General features: G+C 58.0%; 28 protein-coding genes and 1 pseudogene. 4 read left to right on the plus strand and 25 right to left on the minus strand.

Features of this window, described 5'->3' with window-relative positions; all coding sequences use genetic code 11:
* Positions 1 to 16: 16 nt before the first annotated feature.
* From JQR86_RS10050 to JQR86_RS10070, 5 genes and pseudogenes are all read right to left on the minus strand, one after another.
* Positions 17 to 772: a methyl-accepting chemotaxis protein gene (locus JQR86_RS10050; protein WP_371106388.1), complete on the minus strand. Its 756-nt coding sequence runs from the start codon at positions 770 to 772 to the stop codon at positions 17 to 19.
* Between the two features lie 150 nt (positions 773 to 922).
* Positions 923 to 2,158, minus strand: a pseudogene (locus JQR86_RS10055) (PDC sensor domain-containing protein); the annotation flags it as partial.
* A 107-nt stretch (positions 2,159 to 2,265) separates the two neighbouring features.
* Positions 2,266 to 3,696 carry an efflux transporter outer membrane subunit gene (locus JQR86_RS10060; protein WP_434153499.1) on the minus strand — a complete coding sequence of 477 codons (1,431 nt, stop codon included), beginning with the start codon at positions 3,694 to 3,696 and terminating at the stop codon, positions 2,266 to 2,268.
* Positions 3,696 to 4,727: an HlyD family secretion protein gene (locus JQR86_RS10065; RefSeq protein WP_434153500.1), complete on the minus strand. Its 1,032-nt coding sequence runs from the start codon at positions 4,725 to 4,727 to the stop codon at positions 3,696 to 3,698. Before JQR86_RS10065 ends, JQR86_RS10060 begins: the two co-directional genes overlap by 1 nt.
* Positions 4,724 to 6,256, minus strand: a complete 1,533-nt coding sequence (locus tag JQR86_RS10070; RefSeq protein ID WP_434153502.1) for an MFS transporter — start codon at positions 6,254 to 6,256, stop codon at positions 4,724 to 4,726. The genes JQR86_RS10065 and JQR86_RS10070 overlap by 4 nt, the downstream gene beginning before the upstream one ends.
* A 97-nt stretch (positions 6,257 to 6,353) precedes the next feature.
* Between JQR86_RS10070 and JQR86_RS10075 the strand changes: the two genes are divergently transcribed.
* Positions 6,354 to 7,133, plus strand: coding sequence for an IclR family transcriptional regulator (locus JQR86_RS10075; RefSeq protein ID WP_122042642.1), 780 nt, complete (start codon positions 6,354 to 6,356; stop codon positions 7,131 to 7,133).
* Between the two features lies 1 nt (position 7,134).
* On the opposite strand, the gene JQR86_RS10080 is transcribed toward JQR86_RS10075, so the two are convergent.
* The 5 genes from JQR86_RS10080 to JQR86_RS10100 all read right to left on the minus strand — a co-directional run bounded on the left by JQR86_RS10080 (position 7,135) and on the right by JQR86_RS10100 (position 10,589).
* Positions 7,135 to 8,211, minus strand: a complete 1,077-nt coding sequence (locus tag JQR86_RS10080; protein WP_434153503.1) for an alpha/beta fold hydrolase — start codon at positions 8,209 to 8,211, stop codon at positions 7,135 to 7,137.
* A 151-nt stretch (positions 8,212 to 8,362) separates the two neighbouring features.
* Positions 8,363 to 8,677 carry a hypothetical protein gene (locus JQR86_RS10085; RefSeq protein ID WP_434153504.1) on the minus strand — a complete coding sequence of 105 codons (315 nt, stop codon included), beginning with the start codon at positions 8,675 to 8,677 and terminating at the stop codon, positions 8,363 to 8,365.
* A 79-nt stretch (positions 8,678 to 8,756) separates the two neighbouring features.
* Positions 8,757 to 9,578 carry a cytochrome c oxidase assembly protein gene (locus tag JQR86_RS10090; RefSeq protein ID WP_434153505.1) on the minus strand — a complete coding sequence of 274 codons (822 nt, stop codon included), beginning with the start codon at positions 9,576 to 9,578 and terminating at the stop codon, positions 8,757 to 8,759.
* A gap of 21 nt (positions 9,579 to 9,599) precedes the next feature.
* Positions 9,600 to 10,064, minus strand: a complete 465-nt coding sequence (locus JQR86_RS10095) for a DUF2243 domain-containing protein (protein WP_434153506.1) — start codon at positions 10,062 to 10,064, stop codon at positions 9,600 to 9,602.
* A 144-nt stretch (positions 10,065 to 10,208) separates the two neighbouring features.
* Entirely contained in the window at positions 10,209 to 10,589 is a 381-nt protein-coding gene (locus tag JQR86_RS10100) for a hypothetical protein (protein WP_197870424.1), read from the minus strand.
* Positions 10,590 to 10,778: 189 nt separating this feature from the next.
* Here JQR86_RS10100 and JQR86_RS10105 point away from each other — a divergent pair, with 189 nt between their 5' ends.
* Positions 10,779 to 11,717 carry an AEC family transporter gene (locus tag JQR86_RS10105; protein ID WP_434154876.1) on the plus strand — a complete coding sequence of 313 codons (939 nt, stop codon included), beginning with the start codon at positions 10,779 to 10,781 and terminating at the stop codon, positions 11,715 to 11,717.
* Positions 11,718 to 11,806: 89 nt separating this feature from the next.
* Positions 11,807 to 12,184, plus strand: a complete 378-nt coding sequence (locus JQR86_RS10110) for an RcnB family protein (protein WP_010798182.1) — start codon at positions 11,807 to 11,809, stop codon at positions 12,182 to 12,184.
* A 128-nt stretch (positions 12,185 to 12,312) separates the two neighbouring features.
* On the opposite strand, the gene JQR86_RS10115 is transcribed toward JQR86_RS10110, so the two are convergent.
* Genes JQR86_RS10115 through JQR86_RS10175 form a run of 13 tightly spaced genes read right to left on the minus strand, consistent with a single transcriptional unit; the run spans position 12,313 to position 21,450 of the window.
* Positions 12,313 to 13,356 carry an EscU/YscU/HrcU family type III secretion system export apparatus switch protein gene (locus JQR86_RS10115; protein ID WP_286788612.1) on the minus strand — a complete coding sequence of 348 codons (1,044 nt, stop codon included), beginning with the start codon at positions 13,354 to 13,356 and terminating at the stop codon, positions 12,313 to 12,315.
* Between the two features lie 33 nt (positions 13,357 to 13,389).
* Positions 13,390 to 14,202, minus strand: coding sequence for a type III secretion system export apparatus subunit SctT (gene sctT, locus JQR86_RS10120; RefSeq protein ID WP_122042647.1), 813 nt, complete (start codon positions 14,200 to 14,202; stop codon positions 13,390 to 13,392).
* A 9-nt stretch (positions 14,203 to 14,211) separates the two neighbouring features.
* The gene (locus tag JQR86_RS10125) at positions 14,212 to 14,481 is read right to left on the minus strand and encodes an EscS/YscS/HrcS family type III secretion system export apparatus protein (protein WP_010798179.1); all 270 of its coding nucleotides are present in this window, start codon (positions 14,479 to 14,481) and stop codon (positions 14,212 to 14,214) included.
* A gap of 1 nt (position 14,482) precedes the next feature.
* Positions 14,483 to 15,139, minus strand: a complete 657-nt coding sequence (gene sctR / locus JQR86_RS10130) for a type III secretion system export apparatus subunit SctR (protein ID WP_010798178.1) — start codon at positions 15,137 to 15,139, stop codon at positions 14,483 to 14,485.
* A complete protein-coding gene (sctQ, locus tag JQR86_RS10135; protein ID WP_434154878.1) occupies positions 15,132 to 16,169 on the minus strand; it encodes a type III secretion system cytoplasmic ring protein SctQ in 1,038 nt (345 codons plus the stop codon). The genes sctR and sctQ overlap by 8 nt, the downstream gene beginning before the upstream one ends.
* Positions 16,169 to 16,651 (minus strand): hypothetical protein, encoded by a 483-nt coding sequence (locus tag JQR86_RS10140; protein ID WP_434153507.1) that lies wholly within the window; start codon positions 16,649 to 16,651, stop codon positions 16,169 to 16,171. The genes sctQ and JQR86_RS10140 overlap by 1 nt, the downstream gene beginning before the upstream one ends.
* Complete coding sequence (locus JQR86_RS10145) at positions 16,648 to 17,973, minus strand: FliI/YscN family ATPase (RefSeq protein ID WP_434154881.1); 1,326 nt, start codon at positions 17,971 to 17,973, stop codon at positions 16,648 to 16,650. Before JQR86_RS10145 ends, JQR86_RS10140 begins: the two co-directional genes overlap by 4 nt.
* A gap of 23 nt (positions 17,974 to 17,996) precedes the next feature.
* Positions 17,997 to 18,590, minus strand: coding sequence for a type III secretion system stator protein SctL (sctL, locus tag JQR86_RS10150; protein ID WP_434153508.1), 594 nt, complete (start codon positions 18,588 to 18,590; stop codon positions 17,997 to 17,999).
* The gene (locus JQR86_RS10155; RefSeq protein ID WP_434153509.1) at positions 18,587 to 19,258 is read right to left on the minus strand and encodes a hypothetical protein; all 672 of its coding nucleotides are present in this window, start codon (positions 19,256 to 19,258) and stop codon (positions 18,587 to 18,589) included. The genes sctL and JQR86_RS10155 overlap by 4 nt, the downstream gene beginning before the upstream one ends.
* Positions 19,255 to 20,037 carry a type III secretion system inner membrane ring lipoprotein SctJ gene (gene sctJ / locus JQR86_RS10160; RefSeq protein ID WP_434153510.1) on the minus strand — a complete coding sequence of 261 codons (783 nt, stop codon included), beginning with the start codon at positions 20,035 to 20,037 and terminating at the stop codon, positions 19,255 to 19,257. Before sctJ ends, JQR86_RS10155 begins: the two co-directional genes overlap by 4 nt.
* Position 20,038: 1 nt before the next feature.
* Positions 20,039 to 20,440 carry a hypothetical protein gene (locus JQR86_RS10165; protein ID WP_434153512.1) on the minus strand — a complete coding sequence of 134 codons (402 nt, stop codon included), beginning with the start codon at positions 20,438 to 20,440 and terminating at the stop codon, positions 20,039 to 20,041.
* A 44-nt stretch (positions 20,441 to 20,484) separates the two neighbouring features.
* Complete coding sequence (locus JQR86_RS10170) at positions 20,485 to 20,694, minus strand: hypothetical protein (RefSeq protein ID WP_434153513.1); 210 nt, start codon at positions 20,692 to 20,694, stop codon at positions 20,485 to 20,487.
* A gap of 39 nt (positions 20,695 to 20,733) precedes the next feature.
* Entirely contained in the window at positions 20,734 to 21,450 is a 717-nt protein-coding gene (locus JQR86_RS10175) for a type III secretion protein (protein ID WP_125912893.1), read from the minus strand.
* 232 nt (positions 21,451 to 21,682) lie between these two features.
* Here JQR86_RS10175 and JQR86_RS10180 point away from each other — a divergent pair, with 232 nt between their 5' ends.
* The gene (locus JQR86_RS10180) at positions 21,683 to 22,471 is read left to right on the plus strand and encodes a tetratricopeptide repeat protein (protein ID WP_434153514.1); all 789 of its coding nucleotides are present in this window, start codon (positions 21,683 to 21,685) and stop codon (positions 22,469 to 22,471) included.
* A 33-nt stretch (positions 22,472 to 22,504) separates the two neighbouring features.
* On the opposite strand, the gene JQR86_RS10185 is transcribed toward JQR86_RS10180, so the two are convergent.
* Together JQR86_RS10185 and JQR86_RS10190 are read right to left on the minus strand one after the other, a co-directional pair.
* Positions 22,505 to 22,894 (minus strand): CpaD family pilus assembly lipoprotein, encoded by a 390-nt coding sequence (locus JQR86_RS10185; RefSeq protein WP_010798167.1) that lies wholly within the window; start codon positions 22,892 to 22,894, stop codon positions 22,505 to 22,507.
* Positions 22,884 to 24,242, minus strand: coding sequence for a type II and III secretion system protein family protein (locus tag JQR86_RS10190; protein WP_434154882.1), 1,359 nt, complete (start codon positions 24,240 to 24,242; stop codon positions 22,884 to 22,886). Before JQR86_RS10190 ends, JQR86_RS10185 begins: the two co-directional genes overlap by 11 nt.
* Positions 24,243 to 24,245: the final 3 nt, after the last annotated feature.

Genomic DNA, 24,245 nt, shown 5'->3' on the forward strand with positions numbered 1-24,245 from the left:
AGGGCGGCCTTCGCGGTTACACCTTGAACTGATCCATTAGGGTCTGTTGATGGTTGGCCAGCGCATTCAGCGACTGGCTGACCCGAGCGGACTCTTCCGCCTGCTCTGAAAGCGACTCCGTGACCTCACGGATACCGCTGACGTTACGATTGATCTCTTCCGCCACGGCGCTCTGCTCTTCAGCGGCACTGGCAATCTGGAGGTTCATTTCCGTAATGACGGAGACGGCATCACCAATCTGACGCAGGGCCGACACGGCTTTACCTACATGTTCGACATTGCCTTGGGCCTGCCGGTGACCATCGTGCATGGAGTCGACCACGTTCCGCGTGCCCTTTTGCAACCCTTCGATCACCTGACGAATCTCCTCGACCGACTCCTGGGTCCGCTTGGCAAGGCCACGCACCTCATCGGCCACGACCGCAAAGCCTCGGCCCGCATCACCAGCCCGTGCCGCCTCGATGGCAGCGTTCAACGCCAACAGATTGGTCTGCTCGGCAACTCCCCGGATGACCTCCAAAACGCTGCCAATCTGCTCGCTGCTTTCCGCCAGACCCTCGACCTGACTCATGGACGCGCTCATATCAGCTGCCAGCTTTTCGATGCTGCGCGTGGTCTCGGTAATGATGTCCAGACCTTCATGGGTCGCATGATCGGCCCCACGTGCAGCCTCTGCGGCCTGTGCAGCGTTGCGAGCAACGTCATGGGCCGTGGCGCTCATCTCGTGAGATGCCGTTGCAACCTGCTCCACCTCATGGAACTGGTGCTGCATGCCCTCACTTGTACGAGTCGCAATGGCCGCAGACTGGTCCGCCGTTGTACGCGCATCCTGAACCGAGCGCTTTACGTCCGCAATAATGGGTTGGAGCTTGTCGAGGAACCGGTTGAACCAGCCCGCCAACTGTCCCAATTCGTCCTGCTTGGCATATCCCAGGCGGCGGGTCAGGTCACCTTCACCACTGGCGATGTCCTTGAGCATGGCGGCAACGGCCAGAATCGGCCGGGTTACGCTGCGGGCAGCGAACCACATCAATACCAGACCGCTCAGCACCGCAATCAGGCCTACCACAACCGAGAACACACTGTCGGAAACGCGCCGCTCGTCCAGCTCATCGGATAGTTGAATGGCACGGGACAGAACCAGCTTCTTGGGCGCCTCAAGCAGGATGCCCCACGGCTTGGCTTCCGGGATGGGCCTGATCGGCTCGATGACACGTACCAGATCATCATGGGACAACATGGCAGACTCGCCTGTCGCCAAAGCCTGCCTCAGCTCACTTGCCTGGCTGGCATAGATCTTGTCCAGGGACTCTCCCAACCGCTTGGCATCCAGGCTATGACCCGCCAGGAGACCAGCTGGACTGATGATGCTGACCTCGCCCTCCCCCTTGTACAGCTTGTCGCTGGCTTTTTCGGCGATCTGCTGAAGTGTGTTCAGGCTGATATCAATGCCGATAACACCGGTCACCTTGCCGTTTTGCTCAATAGGCAGGGCGATGCTGGTCATCAGGACCTGCTGCTCATTCACCTCATCGAAATAAGGGTCCAGCAGACAGGCCTTACGCGTATCACGAGGACAGGTGTACCAGGCGTTATAGGCTGCACCACTCGGCCCGGGAGTCGTCTTGGTAAGCTCCTCCTCGGTCATCGATTCGAAATCGAATGTTCCCGGCTCCCCTTGAGACCAGTACAAGGCAAAACGGCCACTTGCGTTGCTGCTTTCCTCTTCCGCATTGATGAACTGTCTGTCCTGTCCGTCTAGTGCGTTGGGTTCGAAGGCAATGTACAGCCCCAACAGGTCAGGGCGTGCCTTGAGTGCGTTGCCCACTACCTCAACCAGCTCCTGACGCAATTCACGGGCACTGATAGCCCCTCTTGCCTGCTGCTCACTCAGCAGCTTGACCTGGCCTGCCAGGCCCAGTCCGTAGTGATAGGCACTCATGAAGTCTCGCTGGATACGCAGCGCCTGGGCTTCGCCTGAGGTCTGCAAGCGAAGCTCCGCGGACTGCTCAAGCATGCTGGAGCTGGTCTGCTTGACCACCTCACCGCTACGCTTGGCCTGGTAAAGAGACGCACCGACCAGCAGTGTCACAATAGCCAGCAGGCATAAGCCTGCCAGCGCAGTGATCTTCAGCTGGATTGAAAGACGGTTGAACATAGTAAAGGCCTGATTAAATTGATGCTTTTGCTATCGGCCTACTCCCGCTGCGCTTGATTAGATTATTCCTATGAAGGATTTAAACATTCCTATTGCAGGGTTACGGTCTAACCTTGATGGCCCGAAGACTTCGGCCATCCACCGGCCAATACCTTGTACACCTGCACCAGATCCGTCGAGACGCGGGTGGCACTGTCCACCAAGGCGCTTTGAGTCTGGATCAGCTCACGCTGGACATTCAGCACGTTGATGAAATCAATGGCGCCTTCCTTGTAGCGCGCCTGGGCTGTTTCCAGCGCGATACGGTTCTGACTGACCGCTTGTGCAAGCGCCGCATGGTGACGTTGCTCAGCACTGTAGGACGTTAGTGCATCGTCTACTTCATGCCAGGCAGCCAATACGGTGCGTCGGTAATTCAAAGCCGCTTCCTGTTGCTGACGTTCGCGCAGCTCCAGCGTGCCGGTCAGGCGTCCACCTTGGAAAACAGGCAGGTAAAGGCTGGGACCGATCGAGAACTGGCGGGCGCTCCATAACCCGAGATTAGAGCCTTCCAGTGCCTGGAAGCCAAAATTGCCGCCCAGGCTGATGCGTGGATAGAAATCCGCTTGGGCCACGCCTACGGCTGCTGTAGCCTGATGCAGAGCTGCTTCGGCCTTCTGGATATCCGGACGACGACGGGCAAGCTCCGACGGCAACCCCACCGGTACGGCCGACGGCGGCTCTGGCAAGTCTCGCGGCTGCCCCAACTCCTGGCCGAGCGCATGGGGCTCCTGGCCAAGCAGATAACTCAAGGCATTGATGAGACGGGCCTCCTCTGCCTCCAGCAACGGAATACGGGCTTCGATCGTGGCCACCTGGGCAGCCGAGTTGGCAGTGTCCAGGTTGGTTGTTACACCATTCTCAAAACGGGTTTTGGTAAGTGCCTGACTTTGCCTGGCAATATCCAGGTTCTGCCGGGTAACCGCCAACGTTGCCTGAACACCCCGCAGGCGCAGGTAGTCCGCTGCGGTTTCTGTCGCAATGCTCAAGGCGACGCCATTCCGTTCAGCCTCGCTCAAGGCAACGCCTGCGTTGGCAGCCTCCAGGGTACGCCTGACATGGCCCCAAAGGTCTACCTCCCAGCTTGCCTTGAGGCCGTACTGCCAAAGATTGAAATCGGACTTTCCATTATTGCCCGAGGCATCCATAAGGCCTTGCTCGCTGTTGCGTGCACGTTGGTAGCCTCCTGTGGCCGAGACGTCTGGCAGTACATCGGCACCGGCAACCTGCAGCAGCGACCGACTCTGCTCGAAGCGGCTGCTGGCAAGGGCCAGGTCCAGGTTGGTGGAGGCGGCCCGCTCAACGAGTGAGGTCAGGAGTGGATCGTTGAACTGTGTCCACCACGCCTTTTCAATGGGATGGCTAACCGTCACGCTACCAACGGCCTGTGACGGGCCTTGCCAGGCCTTGGGCAGGACCGCCTCAGGTTTATGAAAATCAGGTCCCACGCTGCATCCGGAAAGCACGGCCAACGTGATAGCCAATAGAGAGCGGCGCATCAGTGAACCTCTCCCTGAGTATCAACAGTCGCCACCACCGACAACCCTACACGCAGATTGGCAACGGCTGGCTGATCAGGCTCGAACACGATCTTGACCGGGACCCGCTGGGCGACCTTGGTAAAGTTGCCGGTGGCGTTATCGGGTGCAATCGCTGAAAACGCAAGACCCGTAGCGGGTGCGAGACTGTCGATATGGCCATGCAGGACCTGATCCGGGAAAACATCGACCCGCACATCGACCGGCTGATTGGCCTGCATCCTTCCCAGCTGTGTTTCACGGAAATTCGCAACCACATAGGCTTCACTGACCGGTACCACGGCAAGCAACGGTTTGCCCGGCGCTACGTAGGCACCTACCCGAACCGAGCGTTGGGCAATCACGCCATCGCGAGGGGCCACGATGTGCGTATAAGAGACATTCAGATCGGCTTGTTCGCGTGCGGCTTCGGCCTTTGCCTGAGTGGCCATCGCGACATCACGCTGCGCCTTGAGTACAGCCAAGTGCTTCTGGGCAGCGACGCGGGCCGCACTGTCACGATCCCTGGCGGCCTGCCATTGCAGGAGTTCGGCCTCAGCCTTCTGCTGCTCTTCGACGGTACCGGCCCCTGCCTTGGACAGGTTGCGATAGCGCTTGGCATTGGCCTGGGCAAATGAAAGCGACGCATCGGTGGCACGCACCGTCGCCGCCGCCTGATCGATGATGGCAGCCTGACGATCGATTTCAGCGGTCAGGTTGGCCACCTCGGCCGCAGCAGCCTTCACCGCCGCCTGAGCCGAAGCCTGCGCCGCCACGAAATCACGATCATCGATACGGGCCAGCAACTGGCCGGCCTTGACCGGCTGATTATCCGAGACAAGCACCTCGGACACCATGCCTGCGACCTTGGGCGCGACCAGTACTGAATCAGCGGTGATAAAAGCATCGTCCGTGCTTTGCGTTCCATCATTCTGGGCGACATGGACACAGGCATACAGGGCGCCAAGCACAACGGCGACGCCGACAAGAGAAAACGCGGTTTTATGACTCATGGCATTACCGGAGGTTGAGGTGGATAAGCCCGCTTGGGCAGGGTCAGCAGGACCAGCAGCATGAATGCCGCGACGCCGATCAGCGCCAGATAGGCGTCGCTGAACGACAGAACGAAGGCCTGCTCGCGAACGCGGTGGCTCAAGGCCGACATCGAATCGTTGGTCAGCAGAGGTGATAGCTGGGCCTGCGCCGACCCGAGCCGGTCAAGCAGGACATTAGAATGAAAGTGCTCACGCACCGTGATGAAATGCTCCAGCAGCGCCGCACCGATTACAGAGAAAAGACCCCGTACGGTATTGACGGTGGCGGAGGCAAAAGGACCTTCAATAGGCTGTACCACACCCGTGGCGCACATGAGCAGCGGAACCACAATCATCGGCTGCGCCAGGGTCTGCAGGATTTGCAGGGTATAGAAATCGTCCCGAATCCAGTCGCTTGTCAGCTGTGAGCCACCCAGGCAGGCCAGCGTCATCAGGCCAAGGCCACAGGCAATGACCCAACGGGAGTCCACCCAGTTGCGATTGATGACAGTGGCTACCAACGGCGCCATAAGAAGCTGTGGCAAGGCGATCATCAGAGCAATCGGTATGGTTTGCAGGGGGCGGTAGTCATGCACGTGGGCAAGATAAGAGGACGGAATCGCCACACCCGACATGCCCAAGATCAGAAAACTGGCCAGCGTAACGATGCCGAACGAGAAATTGCGTCGACTGAGCAGTTGCAGCTTTACCAGCGGAAGCGGGTGAAACCACTCGTTGATCAGAAACAGAGGAAACAGGATGGCAGCGCCAATGAACAATGTGCGGATCAGTGGCGAAGCCAGCCAGTCCAGCCGCTCCCCCTGCATCAGGGCAATCACAAACATAGCCACACTGCCACACCCAAGCAGTGCACCCAGCCAGTCGGCTTGTTTGAAGCGCTCAAGGCGCAGCGGGTCCTGCGGCAAGCCATAAGCGATACAGGCGGCGGCGATCAGGCAGGAAGGCACCACCTGCCAGAACACCAGATGCCAGTCCAGATAATCCGTCCAGACGGCAGCCAGCGGTACGGCAAGGTTTGGGCCGAACGTCGCGGTCAGGGCATAGGCTGAAAGACCATACAACTTGATATGCCAGGGCAGGAAGCGTAGCGCCGCCGTCATCAGGAGCGGCGGCAATGCCCCTCCGGCCAACCCCTGGAGGACGCGTAGAAACAGCAGCGATGGCAGATCTGGTGCAAACGGACACAGCAATCCCAGGAAGGCAAACGCCAGTGTTACCCCGATAGCAAATCGGCGCAGCGAAAACGTAACCGCCAGCCACGGTGAAATGAGCATCGCCGACACCTCGGCGGCTCCGTACAATGCGCTGATCCAGGTGCCTTCGTCATGACCGATTCCAAATACGCCCCGTATATCTGCAAGGGCGATTTCCGTTACGCGGTCATTGAGACCTGAAGTCAACGCTGCAATCAGGACGCCGATAAGTCCAATAGCCAAACGCCAGCCAAAGGGTGCTGGAGCTGGCGCCGGTGGCGCAGTAGGAGACATAGAATTTCCAGAAACGAAAAGGGCTCGAAACTGAGCCTATGGTGCAGAAGCAATATGCGGTACAGTGTACCGAACAGTGATACACAGGACAATATCCATGACGACCTCTGAGCCGGAACGTGGTGCCATTCAGGTCATTTCACGGGCCGCGGCCATTCTTCGTTGCCTTGAAAATGAACCCGCAGGGCTAAGCCTTGGCGCTATCGCCAAACGCATCGACCTGCCCCGCTCCACCGTGCAGCGGCTGGTGGACGCACTGGCATTGGAGCAGCTGCTCGAGGTTCATGGCGCTGGCGGCGTGCGGTTAGGGCCGGCCCTGATCCGGTTGGCGTCTCGGAGTCATGGCGATATCACCCAGCGGGTGCGCCCCTTTCTGGAAGAGTTGTCCAAGCACACCGGCGAGACGGCTGTACTGGTGCATGCCAATCGCGCTGAATTGATGGTGCTGCACTCGGTTATATCCAGTCAGGAACTACGAGTAGCACCCACCCCCGGTAACTTTCTGGCCATCCATGCTACTTCGGGTGGAAAAATGCTGCTGTCGGGCATGACGGACAGCGTAGTAACCCAGCTGCTTGGACCCGAGCTAAAAGTGCTTACCCACAAGACTCTTTCCACCCTGCCCGCCTTGCTCGATGAGTTGCAGCAGATTCGGGAGGATGGCTTTTCCTATGATCGCGAAGAGCACATGCTGGGTGTCCATGCCATGGCTATCGGCATTGAAACGCCTCAGGGCAGGTATGCCATTTCCCTGGTTGGCCCTGCCTGGCGGATGGAGGCAAATGACGAGGGCCTGCGCCGCGCGTTAACAGATTGCCGTAACGCACTAGCCGACGCGCTGCGTAGCCCTCAGGTCGATCATCCGCCGGCTGGATGAGTCAGGCGAGTTCTGTACCTTCTGCAACCAATGGATCGACTCTAGCATTTTTGTCGGCCAACTGAAGCACCTCGCTGATTGCCTGACTGACAATGCTCGGGTGGTCTTCAGGATTGAAATGTCGCCCGCCGGGAATGGATACCAGAGAGGCGTTCAGCTCAGCTGCCAACTGCTGGCCCGAAGCGAACGTAATGGAGTCCGAATCTCCCCAGACGATCCGCTTGGGCCCACGGATGATGGACAGTTTCCCCGCCAGTGCCTGGGTGTCTTTCGAGTCCAGACAACTGATCTGATGCGCAAAGGCCTTGGGGCCGATGGTTCGCGAGTACGGCTGCCAATGCAGGCTGATCGACTCCTGGCGGCGAGCCTCATTATCGTGTCCCAGGTTGTACACACCGCTTAAAAAGAGTGGCTTGAACAGACTGGGTGGAAGCTGTTCGATGACCGACGCCTTGAGTTTGGCCAGGCGCACCGTAGGAACGGGCCAGTTGTCATACGCGACGCTATCGACTAGCACCAATCCGCTACTAAGCTCAGGATGCCTGACCAGGAGTTCCTGAAGTACGCCCCCGCCCAGATCATGTCCGACGAAGACGGCTTGGGTGATATTCATGTGCTGCAGCCAGTCGTACAGGTAGTCCGCTTGTTTGGGGAGCGAAATGTCGCGCTCAAGGCCCTCTTCCATCGACCAGCCAAAGCCCACCAGCTCCCAGGCAAGGCAACGCACACCCGGCTTACAGACCTGCGGAATCACATAACGCCACAGACGTGGATGAGTAGGAATACCATGTACCATGATGACGGGTACTGCACCTGGGTCGGAATCACCGTGCTCCTCCCACCGCATAGTGATGCCATTGACGAGGGCTGTACGGATAAGCTCGGGCGCTGCCTGCTCATTCGCATCGATTGACGCCTCATTGGCACTCGGCTTGAGCAACGCGCTACCCAGCCCCAACGCCGCTGCAGCCGACACCATACTGCGCAGCCCTCCACGGGGCATGGCCAGTGCACAGGCCGCCGCCACGCTACTCAAGATCAAGCGTTTCTTGTCGAAATTGAAAGATGACTTGTTCATGTGACCTCCAAACCTGTTCAAGGTGTGGGCCACAATATGAGACCGGAGGTTCCGGTCAGAACCAGAGAGACGACAAAGGGCGTGTACTGGCAAGGCAGACAACACCCTCTGAATAATCGGAGCCTAACGCTGAAAGGCGCCGTGTAGGACCTTACTGGTTAGGCGCGTGGCCATATTTCTTGATGAACTGCTTTTCCATTTCCTGGCAGGACTGCTGAATCGAGAGACGCTCCCCTGAGCCAGCGGCGGCAGCATCAGCGCGCTGATGACAGGCTTCGATCGTACTCCGTTCGTTGGCTTCAACCTGAGGCGAAGGTCCGCGGGTAAAGAGATAGATCATGCCGCCAAACAGTGCGAAGGCAAAGGCAATGGCACCGACGGTCATCCAGAGGCAACCGGCCTTACTGGGCGGCGGCTCGGGCTCATCGGTATTGAGATGGGTATGGGAGCTTTTATCTTCTTTCACAACGGGACCTCTAGCCGTGGGAACGCGAATCTAGCATGTCTTTAACGCTTCGATAACTGAAAGGATGTGCAGGTTCTCCTTATCCTGTCCTGGTCAGCCCATAAACCAGCGGCTGATGACTGTACGCTTGGGCCTGGAGGCGTTTGCGATGAAGAAACCACATCCTGCAGAACGCAACGGCCAGTAGCACCTCTGCCAAATCACCACCGTAGTACATCCATTGAGCGGCAGATTCGATTTCGGTACGCGCATAACCAAGCCCATGGGGATAACCAAACCCATACATGATCTTGGCCAGCCCTGCGTGGGCGGCCATAGCGATGAACAGCACGACCAGCCGCAGGCGCAGCGTAGGCCGATGAGGCGCGGAATCAGGTCCGGCAATGGCCCAGGTGAACAGATACCCCGACAGGATAAAGTGCAGATGCAGCCAGGTATGAACCCATGGGCTGGCCTGGCTTAGCGCAAAAAATGAGGTCAGATACAGAACATACATACCGCCTATATCCAGAAGCGCCGCCGTAATCGGATGAGTCAGCACACGCATGAAGCGCGTCGCCAACAAGCGAACCAGTACCCGTGCCGTATCAATGGGTATAGTGCGCAGCACCAGCGTACCCGGTGCGCCAAATACCAGGCCCAGCGGCGCAAACATGCCCAGCAGAAGGTGCTGGAGCATATGTCCTCGAAGGTCCTGATGAGCAAAGCTCGATACCGGTGGCATGAAGGCGACCACGATCAGGACGATGCCAACCGCAAAGCTGAGCGTACGCCAGCCGGACCATGTCCGCCCTTGCCGCTGCAAGCAGATTACACCGAAGCAGTAGAACAACCAGACGATGATAGCCAGCAGGATCGGGAATACCGCCACGTGGCCCGGCCCTAGGAAATAGGCATGCATTATCAGCAAGGCTCCTAGGGGTTATGGGCTGACGTAGGTGCGTCGGGCTCTTCTCAGTAATAAAAGGCCAATCAGCAGCAATACGATACCTGCGAGGTTCCAGAGCAGGTCATACAGCATTAAATTGTCGACGTATCGGACCTGATGCAGGCGCAGGACTTTGTGGTCAATCAGGCCATCGAACAGTTGAAATGCCCCCATCCCCATGAAGAAGCCGGCCCAGGCCTGGGGTTTGGCAAAGGCTTTACGCTCCCGCAGTTCGGCCACCATGAAAAACCCGACAATAATCAGAATGAGTTCGGCCGAATGCAGGATGCCATCGGAAAGCAAGGCGAAAGCACCCGTGCCACGATCCACAAAATGATGCCAGGCCAAGACCTGGTGAAAAATGATTTCATCGATGGCGGCCATGAAGCCGATCCCAATAAGCAACACAGCTGTCAGGGATCGGCGCGCCAGTAGCGTGGCTGATGTTCCGGTAGCCATGGGCATTCCTTCTTGTCTCGATCACTCACTCGTCTTATCCAGTGGTCTGGACAAGCCTCTATGAAGTAAGACGCAAGACGAGCGGGATCGTTCGAGGAAAGCCACTGGTTCAGCGCAGGCAGCAATTACCTGTCAGGCAATTTATTACTCTACTCGTATGGCGGAATGCACATCCTTGCTTTCAATCCATCCTTCCACCGGCTGCTGATCACCCGTAGAGATCTGGATCTTTTTCCAGCGCTTGTATTCACGCGTATCCACTACCCGTACGGATGTGCCAGCTGCCAGACGAGTCTGCACATTCCCCCGCCGAGCCGCTGCCGTGTCATACACAACAGGCCATTTACGCACCAACACATTGTCTGTCTGCACATGCCAGGTTTGCTCAGGCCCGGCTTCACGAAACGAAACTTCAGCCGCATGCACTGTGATCGAGGAGAAAGAGGCACCCAAAAAAGCCAGGCTTAACATGAGGGTTTGCGCGGCCTTCAGCCTGTGATTCGGGTGTTTCCTTGGGGTTGCCATTAAGTCGCTCCATGCAATGATGGCGCTATGACAGTGTTCTATGCAGCAGGTTCGATGCAATCAATCATTATTTGAATGAATTAAGAAAGGCGGTACGGATCATAGCCGTAAGAACGCTGGCATCGAGCCTGGCCCTGATCCTGCCAAGCTGCCATGATGAGTCAAAACAACAAGGACGCAGCGGTTACCGTGCTACAGATACTGTCCATCACGACCCCTATCTTCATCCTGATTGGTCTTGGTTTTTTTGCTTCCAAGAGCGGCATTCTGGTGCGGGAGCAGATCCGTGGTTTGGGTAGCTTCGTCATCACATTCGCGATGCCGGCCCTGATCATCCGGGCGTTATCCGAAAGCCCGATCGATCAGGTGTTCAATAAATCCTATCTAATCGCCTACGCGGTAGGATCGCTTTTGGTATTCACCGGCGGCTTTTGCTTTACCCGCTACAAGCTCAAACAGACCCTGGATGTCAGCGCCATTACAGGCATGGACATGTCTGTGTCCAACAGTGGCTTCATTGGCTATCCGATTGCCGTATTGGTACTGGGACAACCGGCTGCGGTAGCGTTGGCCCTCAACATGCTGGTGGAAAACATGCTGATGATTCCATTAGCGCTGGCGCTGGCTGAAGCCAGTCGCTCCAGCGAAGGCGGTGTGTTGAAAGTGCTCTTGGACATCGTCAAGCGACTGGGCAAGAACCCAATGATCATCGCGATTCTTGTCGGGCTCCTGCTGTCGGCACTACAGATCAAACTGCCTATCGCGATCTATACGGTGATCGACATGCTGGCCCACGCCTCGGCGCCCACTGCGCTCTTTGTAATTGGCGCCACGCTGTATGGCCTGAAGGCAAAAGGCATGCTGGTCGACGTCGGCCGGATTGCGGGTAGCAAACTCATTCTGCATCCGCTGGCCGTCTTTCTGATGACCCTGATGCTGCCCTCCATTGATCCAACGCTCAAGCTCGCAGCCGTTTTGTTCGCCAGCGCGCCGATGATGAGTATTTATCCGATCATAGGACAACGCTATGGACTGGAAGGCCGTTGCGCGGCTGCGCTCATGGTAGCCACAACCGCCTCGTTTTTTACAATTAGTGCTTTGCTCATGTTTATCAGCCCTGCACCGTGACGCGGGGCCGCAGCGGAAAATAAAACGCCTTGGGGATATCCAGGAGCCAATGCAGGTCTCATGTGTAGACTCGATCATTGGAGGACGAGATGAATATCAAAGCACTATCGGCCGTTGTAGCCATCAGCGCATCCCTTGCAAGCGGTGCCCTCTTCGCCCAGCAAGCCGCTGGCGATCACCAGCCTTCCAACAGCAAGTACCAGTCCGAAGTAATGAAAAAGGCACCTAATCAGTCAGAAGATGCCACCGTCAAGGACCCGAACAGCAACAACGAATATAAGGTAGGCAGCGAAGCGCCTGATAAATATCAGCGTGATACCTACCGAATCAAGGATTGGAAAGCCCACGGCCTGAGCGCTCCCGAAGAGAACCAGCACTGGGTCAAGATCGGTAACGATTATGTGCTCCTGAAAGACACCGAAGGCGCGATCATCAAGATCGTCAAAGGGCAGGACTCGAAGAAGTAACAGCGGGCTGATCAAGCCTGTCAGTACTACGCATAGGGGCCGGAACAGTTACCGGCCCTTATTGTTTGCACTCTTCATACGTTTGGCCTTTATCGACATACTCCTTAGCCTGCGCCCGTGTCTATCAGCTAAATCAGGCGAGCACCTACCAGAATGTCCGCCACGGCCTGAAAGGTCGCTTCCGGCACCCCTTCTCCGGCTGTCCGCTGGGCAATGCGCTCAGCCAGTCCTCCGTTGACCGCATAAGGGAGCCGCTGCCGCTGCGCGTCCTGAATCATCTGGTGGGATTGCTCGGGTTCTGCACGGCAGACGATGACCGGCACCGGTGTCTCGCCCCTGACATATCTCAACCCTACGACCCACTGCCCAGGCGCACCAATAATGAGCGAGGCATGCTGCAGGCCACGCTTGGCTGAAAGGCTCTGCATGTCGCGGCGTAACCGCTGGCGCTCACGCTTGACCATCGGGTTGCCGTCAGTGTCCTTGAGTTCGCGCTTCTGTTCGCTCTTGGTCATGCGCATTTCCCGAGCAAAGAGCCAGCGCTGCATCAGCACATCGAAACCGCCTACGATCAAAAAAGCGATGATAGCCGTGATGACCAAAGGTTTTAGAAGCCCCAGGAACGTGGCATACAGGCAGGAGGTACCGCAGTAGGAAGATTCCATTAGCCGTTGCAGCCCCAGCCGGTAAACGATGATGAACGCCACCGCCATTGCGCAGAGCTTGATAAGCGCCTTCAGAAATTCGATAACGCTGCGCATGGAAAAAATACGCTTGAAGCCAGCAACCGGATCGATCCGCTCATACGTTGGCTTCACCGGCTCGGCCGAAAAGACCATACCGCGCATGACCACAATATTAGTCAGAATCACTGTGACTACCGTGACAGCAAACAGCGGTAACGTGGCGGCCATCAGGACATCAAGCCCCAGCATTTGCAGCCTTGGCCAGACCTGGGTGAATGGCTCGACGTAGATTCGACCTGCCTCAAGCAACAGCGCCTCCACACGCGCCTCGATATCGGCCGCTATCACGACCACGCACAGGGTGCAGGCCAGGATAACCATACCGGTTACCAGATCCTGGCTTTTGGGCAGCTGCCCTTTCTTGCGTGCATCACGCAGTTTCTTGGCTGAGGCCGGGAGGGACTTTTCCTCAGTCTGCTGACTCATGACACCACTGCCTGAAAGCACCTGTTCATTGCCCTAACCCTCAGAGACGGCCTGTTCCAACCAGTCGAACACCTCATACAGGCTACCCAGCTCCGATAACATGAGCGGCACAAGGAAGGATGCGTAAAGCACCATCAAGAATGAAAACAGCAGATTCTTTACCGGGAGAGACAGATCGAATACATGCAGCTGGGGCGCCATACGGGAGAGATAGGCCAGCATCATGTCAGCCACTAGCAGCGCCACGACAATGGGTGCGATCAGCAACACCCCGATCTGCATCACACGGTCCAGTATCCGCACGATCTCCAGCGCCGTGTTTTCTACCACGATCGGGCTAAAGGTCAGGGTCGGCCAGAGGCCATAGCTGCGGTAATACCCATCCACCATGAGCGTAAAGCCCCCAGACATGAAAAACAGTGTGATCAGGGTAACCGTCAGAAGCGTGGAGGAAATGCTCGTCTCACCGGCGCCCAGTGGGTCTACCAATTGGGCCATGGTAGACCCACGCTGAAGATCGACCAGCTCACCTGCAACCTCTGCAGCCCAGAACGGAATACCGAAGGCAAGACCAATCACCAAGCCAATCGCCATTTCCTTGATCAGCAGCCCTGCAATGGCAAAACCAGTCGGTGCGTCTGCCAGCGAAAGCCCGGCATAGATGACTGGCGCCACCGGAATGGCCAGCACGACGGCTACCGCCGAACGGATCATGCCGGTCAGTCCCAGACGATTGAATGCCGGACTGATGATGACCATGCCCAACGCCCGCGCCACTGCCAGGCCAAAGGCCGCGAGGAAGGGGTAGACATAGTCCAGAAGCGCCTGGGCAACGGCAAAATTCACGTCAGTGCCTTACCGTGTCCAGGCTGCGAAATTATCGAGCATCCGTTCGGCCAACTGCCCCACTTGCCCGGCCAGAAGCGGGCCGACCAGGATAAGCACAAGCAGCACAGCCACCAGCTTAACGGCCTGCGGCAGCGTTTGATCCTGAATCTGTGTAAGAGCCTGCATGAGCCCTACCCCAAAGCCGATCACGATGGCGACGATCAGGGCTGGCGCCGACAGGAGCAACACGGTAAGCAGTGACTCCTTCATCAAGGAAAGAAACAGATCTTGTCCCACCTCAGCCTCCGTAACTCATGATCAATCCGTGCATCAGGCGTGACCATCCTTCAACCGCCACGAACAGGAAAATTTTCAGGGGAATGGAAATCAACGTAGGCGACACCATCATCATGCCCATGGCCATGAGGGCATTGGAGACGATCAGGTCAATCACCAGAAACGGGATATATAAAAGAAAGCCGATCTCAAATGCGCGGGTCAGCTCCGAACTGACAAAGGCGGGAATGAGTACAACCAGATCATCGTCCCGTAAGTCTGCCCGCGCTTCCTCCGACCAGATGCTCTCTGTCGCCTGCATGAAGAATGCGCGCTCATTATCATTGGCGAACCTCGAAAGATGGTTCTGCAATGGCTGGCGAAGCGCTCCAGCGGCTGCTTTGACACCGTCCACGCTCTCCAAACTGATCGGTTGATGCTCCAGCTGCCGGTACATCTCACCTACCAGCGGAGTGGTCACATACACGGTCAGAATCAAAGCAATACCGTACAAGACGAGGTTCGGCGGCGTTTGCTGAATGCCCAAGGCATTGCGGATCAGAAACAAGACGACAGAGATCTTGAGAAATCCCGTCATCGTGACGACTGCAAGCGGAACCAGCCCGATCGTCGCAACAACAATGATGATCTCAATCAGGTTGGGCTGAAATTCATCCATGTGTTGATAGGCTCGTGATCCGTACGCCTAGCCCTTCGCCAATCCTGACCAAGGTACCGCGGCCGAGTCGGCGGCCGTTCACAGTGATCTCAACGGCCTCGTCAGTCGAGTCCGGAAACGCAAGGATGCTTCCTTCCGACAGCGCCTTGACCTCACCTAGCGGCAACTCCAGCCGCCCCGCCTCACATACCAATGTAACAGGCACCTCCCCTAATGGATCGTCCTCGGCGGTTGTTTTATGCATGGACGTATCACTCATGTCCCATTCCTTACTGACAGACGTTAAAACCAATCCGGTTTGCAGCTGGTATCCCGAGGCCACTACTGCCAGAGGCGCCCTGAGCCGGTTTTCAACCGATATCCAGGCGCCCTGGTTCGAGCGCAGCATCACGACATCACCAGGCTGCAAACCTTGCAGTTCACTCAGGCGCACCTGCTGGCTGCCGATGCAGAGCGTTACGGGGAGCCGCAGCTGAGAAAGAGGCAAATCACTGGCAGGAAATGTTTGATCGAGGCATGGCAAGAGCGGACCAAGGGTTGTGGCTGAAAGATCCAGCATCAGGGGATAGGTCTTGTCCCGCAGCGTTACCTGAAACGAGAGCCGTATGGGATGAGGAATGTCCACGGGACCGGCTGCGAATCGAATGGCGAATCCGGTGGATTGCTCAATGGGCTGAATAGAGGTCAGGAGCGCCTGCTCGATCAGCAAGGCCCGGAAGCGCGCCGGAGCGCCGATGCCCTCCAGTAGCGCTCCGCCAAGCGCCTGAGCCAGCGATGATGGCAGCTGCAGACAGGCTGGCTGCTCATCGAGCATGAGCGGAAACGACAAGGCGGACTGGATGGGCTGGGAGTTCCATGCAAGCCGAACGCTGACGGGATGACCTGTAATCTTTCCCTGCCAGTCTTCACGCGAGCGATACACACGATTGGCAAGCCTGACGTCTTCGAGTGTGACAAGGGGAAACACCAGAGGGGCAACCTCTTCACTCGTGCAAAACTCATCACCAGCTGATGTATCGGTCATCCACATCACGGGGTCTTCCTGGCTTGCGGGCGATCTTCCGTCTCGATATCAGCCTGCATCTCTTCTGCAAGACGCACGTTTTTATGCTCATTGGCCAGTAGAAGGCTGACGGCCTGCCTCGCTTTCCAGCACTGGTTACGCGTCTGCAGGGCTTCGCTACGCCTGAGCAGCGCCATGGCATGCTGCTCGTCCAGTCGGCGGAGTTCGTCCTCCAGATCCATCCGACGTCCGGTTAATGCCTTGAGCGCCTCGTCCACCTGCTGTACTTCACGATGCCCAAAGGCTCCATGAGCCAGAGTGGCCATCAGCTGCGCCTCCTGCTGATGCTGGTCGACGCAATGGGCGTGATGCTGTTTCCGGACATTTGCAGCAGCCTCCTGCGCCTCGCTGGAGCGCTGTGTAGCAGCTGCCAGTGCTGCCATGGCACGTTCTTCACGCCGTGTGCGCAACGCAATCAACACATTCAGACGGCTTCTGGAATGGGTCATGATGCAAGGCTCGCCAAGCGCCGCACGGTTTCGGCGAACGCCGCGCGTTCCTCGGTAGGCTGCCGTAAAAAGGCTTCGATCGCGCCCTGTTGCGCAATGGCCTGATCTGTCATGGCGTCGCTGCCAGTCGTGTATTCACCCACCTTGAGCAGCAACTCGATGTCGGCATAGCGCGCCATCAGTTCACGTACCTGGCCCGCCCATCGGCGGTGCGCCTCGGACGCAACCGTGTCCATCAAACGGCTACGACTACGCAACACGTCAATGGCTGGGAAATGATTGCGTTGAGCCAATTCTGCACTCAGCACGATATGTCCATCCAGAATGGACTTGGTTTCTTCGGCGACGGGATCAAGGGTGCCGTCTCCTTCAGTCAGGACGGTATACAACGCGGTGATCGTTCCGTGCTGCCCGGGACCGGCCCGTTCGAGCAGCCGTGGCAATGCGGCAAAGAAGGATGGCGGGTACCCTCGTCGAGTAGGCGGTTCCCCTGCCGCCAGGCCGATCTCCCGCTGCGCACGGGCATACCGGGTAATGCTGTCCATGAGCAGCAATACATTCTTTCCCTGGTCACGGTAATACTCGGCAACGCTGGTCGCCACGTAGGCGGCCTTGACGCGCTCAATGGCAGGCCGATCCGAGGTAGCCACCACCGCTACGGTACGCGCCCGTGCCCGCCTGCCCAATTGAACATCCAGCAGTTCGCGCACTTCGCGGCCACGCTCGCCAATCAACCCCAGAACAATGATGTCCGCCTCGGTGCCTTTGACAATACTGGCCAACAAAGAAGACTTGCCGATACCGGGTTCACCAAAAATCCCGACGCGCTGGCCACGGGCAACCGTCATGAGTCCATCAATGGCGCGAATACCTAATTGCAAGGGCTCCTTGATCAGGCTTCGCTCGAACGGCGCTGGCGGCTCGGCCTGAAGCGGATAGCGGCGCGTATCATGTCCATCAACTGTTCCTTCGACACGATCCAGCCGCTCGCCGGTCGGACTGATAACCGCGCCGAGCAAATGATCACCTACGGTGATTGTCATCGCCTGACCGGTGGAGATGACTTCTGTCCGGGTCGACATACCCTCCAACTCACCCACCGGTGTCAGCAGCGCCTCATCATGCTCGAAGCCGATGACTTCAGCGGGAATCGTGCGTCCCGTGAGCGGGTCGCGCAGGTAGCAGAGTTCGCCAACCCGCGCCTGGGTCAACATGGCATGCACCATGATCCCGCGAATACACTTCACACGTCCGCGTACCGGACGCGCCTCTGCCCGACCCAGGCGCGCCTTCAAGCTGGGGATAATCGTCTGGAGATCCAACGTTTCCAACACCGCCTCCTGCATTACACCGCCTCAGACTCGCCAGGGCTGACCAAGGCGGTACGAAGCGCCTCCAGTTGCATGTCCAGGCTGGCATCCACCACAGCGACAGGACTGGCGATAACGCATTGAGTCGCTGTGAGCTGGGCATCGGGCTCGACGCGAAACGAGGCTGATGGTCCAGCCCCCTCCAGCAGCATTGCTTCCACGTGGGCCACATGCTCTGGCGCTACCCTCACGGTTATCGTGTGCTGACCGCGAAAGGTCGTCAGGGCTTCGCGAGCGAGACGGGCCACCAGCTCGCCGGGCTCAAACTGGCCCAGAACGCGGCGGACCACATCCAGAGCGAGGCCGGTCAAAGCCTCCGGCAGACTGGCCAGATACTGGTCCATCTGGCGGGTGGTATTCACCAGGATCTTGTTTGCCGCCTCGATGCCGGCGCGCTGGCCTTCAGCGTAGCCTTGAGTGCGGGCGGCATCGACTTGCGCCTGTGTACTGGCCAGCAGGGCATCCGCTTCCTGTCGGGCCTGCTCGAGAAACGTGTAGCCATCCATCCACTGGGCGGCCTCAGCTTGCCGAAGAATGGTTTGGGTAGGTTGACGGGGCAGTTCGCTCAAGAAGCCTTCCTCACTGTTGCATAGGCCTGAACGTGCGGCGCTATACGCCTGACGATGGCGGGCCCGCGTTGCAGCAGGTCCGTCGAAAGTGCGCGGCTGTAGACAGGCTCATCCGTCGCCTTCAGTCGCAGCCAGGCGGCGAGCGAGGTAGGTTGAGCAGCCAGCCAGGCGGCGATACAGGCCTCTCCATCCAACTGAACGGCCCGCTCCAGTTCATCGAGATCGGTCAGAACGGTGGAGGTGCTGGCCAGATCGGCATTGGTTACGGCCAGGGCGAATAAGTCCTCACCAAAGCGCGCTTTCAGCGCACGCAAGGCCGACGCTCTGATCTCCTGGGTGAAGGAGCGTCCATGAAGGACCACACCACACGGCACCACCAGTGCAGCAAAGTGTTCCGGCGCCAGTAACGCAATGGTCAAGTCCTCTTCAACGGGCGGCTCTACCTCATTTAATGGCGGCAGCGCGAAGTGATCCTGGAACAAACGCTCAAGTCGAGACTGAAACCGCTGTTCGGCCTGGATGGCAGCCACGATGGAATACTCGCCCCACTCACTGAAGCACTCAGCAACGTGCTTGCCGTGTACGAAGCGCAAAGGGTTGGTCTTGAAGAGGTTCCACCCGTTTTCACCACGAAACAACGGCAGTTCTGCAGACTGTGTCAGGCTCATTTCAATGGCACCAATTCGTAGGGTTGAGTACGCCGGGACTGCCACACTACGTAAACCAGTGAAGTGGCCAGCGCCAGCACGAGGAAAAGCAGCCCGCCCATGATCCAGGCGGCCTTGCCGACGTTCGATTGAAGCATCCAGACCCCCATGAACGAAGCCAGGGGTTCGCCCTCTTGGGAGCCTTCGACCCGCCTGACTGCCTCGACCGGTACGACTGAAACGTTCTGATAAGTCAGGCCCGAAATGCCATTGGCGACCAGGGTCTTGATCTGTGGAATCAGCGGATTGATATCGAGCCCCGGTTCATACCGGATAAAAACCGATGCGGAAGATGGCATGACATTGCGTTTAAGCAGGTCATTATCGGGCAATACCACATGCACCCGGGCCGACAGCACTCCATCGACCTGCGATACGGTATGAGAGAGTTCTTCGCTCAGGGCATAGATCATCTGAGCACGTTCCTGAACAGGCGAAGACACCAGTCCATTGCTCTTGAATACATCGCCCAGGTTGGCAAAGGATTGCCCTGGCAAGCCAGCTTCGTCGAGGATATGCATGGCCTCGGCAAAGCGTGCCTCGTCTACCTTGACGGTAAGACGGCCGTCCTTCTGAACGACGCGTTCAGCAGAAATGCCGCGCCGCAACAACTCCGCCACCATGCTGTTCGCATCGCGTTCTGAGAGGTTGGTATACAGGTCCGTTTTACATCCCTGCAGCAACGCCACCAGCGTGAGCAGTACTACCGTTTTTGCAAACCATCCGTTCCAACCGGTCATCTTATTGACCACGCAGCAGGGTGTTGGCCGCCCCGGAAACCTGGGTCGCGCCTCGGACAACCATCTGGGTTTCGATCGAATGATCGAACATGCGGCTCAGTGCGGTGACAACCTTGTCCATCTGGCTGTCCGGAAGCGCCGCGCCTTCGGCCTGGGAGCTACGGAGCACCGGGCTGAAGGTCTGCGTCTGATCGACCCCGCCGTTGGCCCGTTCAGCGAAGCGATGGGAACGATCCAGAAAGCCATCCAGCCGCTCCATCAATCCCTGGCTCAGTTGAGCCGGGCTTGCTCCCTGAGGAAGGCCCTGGGCATGCATCGCCATGTGCTCGAAGAGATTCTGGGCAGCCTGCGCGGCAGGTTCCGGCATGGGCTGCGGGGCTACAGGAGGAATACTGACAGTCATGAATATCTCCAGACACACGTCGATAATGCACAGGGCCGCCAGACTTACTCGTCCGACATCGCCTCATTCAGGATCTCGTTCGCACGGGGCATGATGATCATCTGCCCGGCGACGGTCACCGCACCGTCCACTAACTGCTGGGTGAACTCTTCATCGGTCATGCCGGTATCGGACAACTCGAGCGCAGCGTCGAATGTCTGCTCGCTGTTAGTGACGCTGCCGGTACTGCTGTTATCTATGGGTGCTGTTGCCATGTCCTTCTCCTTGTCTGTGAGGGCCAAAAGGCCAGATGTTCAACCCTGTCCGCTAAAGACTTCGGTTTCCGCGCCACCCCTAAAAATACGAATGCCCTGGCTTTTTCCCCTCGAAATAACGGGCCTTTCCAGGCCTTCGAGACTGCGCTGCACATAGCCAATGTAGGCAGGCGGCCCGGATACGCTCAGAACCGAGCGGCCGGGGTTGAGCTGTATCGATACGTTCTCGCCTACCAGGCCCAGCTGGTCGAGCACGCCTCTCAAAGCCTTCTGATCGAACCGGCGGGTATCGATGACCTGACTGATCAGCTCGCGGTTGGCGTTCACATGCAGGGCGCTGCCGTCGTAGTACCAGACCAGCCCCTGGGTGGCGCTGATACGCGAGAGAAACTCACCCGCGCGCTCCGCCCGCACATGGCCCTGTACCCGGCCCTTGACCTGATCGGACAAGACCACAGGCAATGACAGATTACGACCGAACTCCATCAGTACGCCGCGTACATCCTGATCAATCACAACGTAGTGATAGGGCTGGTCCAGCCAGACAGGTTTCTCTGTCTGTGCCCAGCCATCAAGCGCAACCCCTGCAAGCGCAAGCAGGCAACACAGTGAACGTAAACAGCGAGCGGTAAAAACAGGCAACGGCATGGCTTGCTCGTTCTTCTTCATCTCTTCCATACCCGGCTCGATGCCACATACGACTCGAACCGATGGCAGACAGTGATCCATCCCTGTACGAAGCAAACCAAACGACAACTCCGGCTTATCCTTTATCCGGAACGTTCGGACACTTTCTCGATGCCCCGAGTATGGTGAGGCTTTGTGACAAGCCCGTTGCAAGTCACCCAATGAGTGTTGTCTGTATCACAGAACCAGGGCGGTACAGGACAAGCCTCAAACACAGCCGGGCGCTGTCATCGAGCTGTCATGTTTGTCCGGCCAAATGCGCAGGATGTGGCTCTTTGCAGTCAAAACATGGAGTGTGATTTTGCCTACCTCCCGCCCTACCCGGCTCGCCCTGGCTGTTGTGTGCTCCTGGCTGGCCGGTTGCAGCTCTGCACCTTCCAATCCTCACCCTGATCTTCAGCTGGACAAACTGGCATCCGACATCGAACGCCGGGGCGACCCTGCCACCGCGTCGGCCCTGTATGCACGCGCGGCTCAACAGCAGCAGGACGCTCCCGCGTTCATTCGTCTGGGTAATGCCCGGCTTGGCAGCGGAGATGCCAACGGTGCCGCCCAGGCCTTTCGCGAGGCTCTGATAAAGGAACCCCATAATCCCGACGCGCTGTTGGGATTTGGTAGTGCCCAGCTACGGCTCGGCAATGCCAGCAGTGCGGCAAATGCGCTGAAGGAAGTTGCCCCGCTCAAGAAAACGGCCAGTACCTATAGCAAGCTGGGCACGGCCTACAGTCTGTTGGGCCAGTCAGCCGCAGCGGAAACAGCCTTTTCCAAGGCGCTTGAATTGGCGCCCGGCAATCTGGACATCCAAAGCAATCAGGCCGTCGCCATGGCATTGGGAGGCTCACCGGATCGTGCCGTCACACGGCTGCGTGAAGTCACCCGCTCCCCTCTGGCCATGCCAGGCCATTACCGCAACCTGCTTCTGACACTGGTACTGGCCGGTCACGAGCAGGAGGCTACGGGCTTGGTCATTCCCCAAACGACACCGGCTCAAAAAGCCCGGCTGCTCGAACAGGCCCGGCAGATCAAGTCCCTGCGCGACCCGATGCAACGCGCCCAGGCAGTAGGGCTTATCGCCACTCATCTCAATTAAAAATGTTCGCCAGACCTGATCTGACGAACATCATCACATTCCGACAGCGTTACGGTTTGCCGCTTCCTGCTCGAGCCGTTGCCGCCTGATGTCATCGGCGGTGTGGCCGGTGATATAAGCTTCTGCCGCACGTGCTACCGGAGCAGCCATGGCGGGTCCCATCGGACGACCACGCTGTAGGTCAGTAGGTCGCTCGATCATTCTGGCCAGATTAAGCGCATTGGCGCAGCCCATGGGTAAACGATCGGGCGCTGCCGCTGTTTCGGGACTCAAGCACACACGGGGCACCCATACCGCCTGACCGTTGCGATCAGCCAGACGGACATAATCCGATGCATAGGACACCGGCTCCAGTGAGCACCCCGCCAGCAGCATGACAGCCGCGCCGAGCACAGCAAGGGAGCCTCTCGAATCAATCCACATAAAACCCGAACTCCGAGTAAGGCTTGGTGGGCGTGGTAGACGTTCGCGCCAAGTGCTGTGTAGGATTGGACGCGCTCGGATCAAGTGGCGTAGCCAGCGTGTGGTCTGACTCAGGCTCGACAAGGTACGGCGTGATCAGAATGACCAGCTCGGTTTCATTGCGCTGAAAGCGTTTGGACTGGAACAATGCACCCAGGATCGGAACGTCACCCAGCATGGGAAGCTTGTCCATGTCCTGCGCGCTGTTGCGCTGGAAAAGACCGGCGATGGCAAATGTCTGACCACTGCCTACCTCAACACGCGTATCGGCCCGCCGGACCTGGAACGTTGGCACACTGGTGCCCGCTATCTGCACAGCACTGGTCGTTGAAAGACTGCTGACCTCGGGGCGAACCTGCATGGCGATACGCCCACTGGGAAGCAGCGTAGGCGTAAAGAGCAGCGATACACCAAATGGCTTGTATTCAATACCTACCAGGTCACGACTCACAGGAACCGGTACCGGCACTTCGCCCCCTGCCAAAAAACTGGCCGTTTGCCCCGTTACCGCCGTGATGTTTGGCTCTGCCAGAATTTCGAGAATGCCGTTACTTTGCAGCGCATCGAGTAGCACATCGATATTGGCGCTGCCGGAGCTGTAACCTGCCGAGATCAGATTCGTGGCCCCGGCTACTGCCGACTGCGCCAGCGGACCGCCTGTCACCAGCCCGAACGAAAACGAACCACGGGTAATGAGCGCATTCCAGTTCACCCCATACCGCAGCAACTGCTCGCGTGACACCTCGGCGAAACGTACCCGGATATTGACCTGGGGCGATTCAGGATACGTCGTGGTGTTCAGGGGTGGCGGGCCACCGGCTGGTGTCTGGCTATCGAGTAATGCATTCATATCCAGCGCCGACGCAACATCCTGTGTGGCTCCCTTGGCTATCAGCCGCTTGCCGGATTGCGCCACCGAAACGCTGCTGCCTGGCTGCAATGCCTGTACGGCCTCCTTGATCGGCCCGACATTGGGCTGGACCTTGAGCTGCCAGGTGCCTTGAATGTCCTCGCTTGCACTCAGGGCAATCAAATTCGTTTCGCCACTGGTCTTGCCATAGACATACACCACTCCCGGCGAGACAACGCGCAGATCGGCAATGGCAGGATCAGCGACAAATACCGACTCTACCGGCGCCTTGAATTTCACAATCTGGCCCTCCCCCGAGGCGAGGTAAAGCACACGCCCCTCAGAACTCACCCCCTCAACAGGTTGCGCAACGGCCCGCCCGGGAGCCAGCCAGCCGCCGGACAGTAAAAGACAACCGAAACCAATAATCAGCCATTGTCTTAACGTCGGTCTCGGCACACA

The sequence above is a fragment of the Pseudomonas sp. JZ134 genome (genome assembly GCF_051027695.1).
Taxonomy (GTDB): domain Bacteria; phylum Pseudomonadota; class Gammaproteobacteria; order Pseudomonadales; family Pseudomonadaceae; genus Chryseomonas; species Chryseomonas luteola.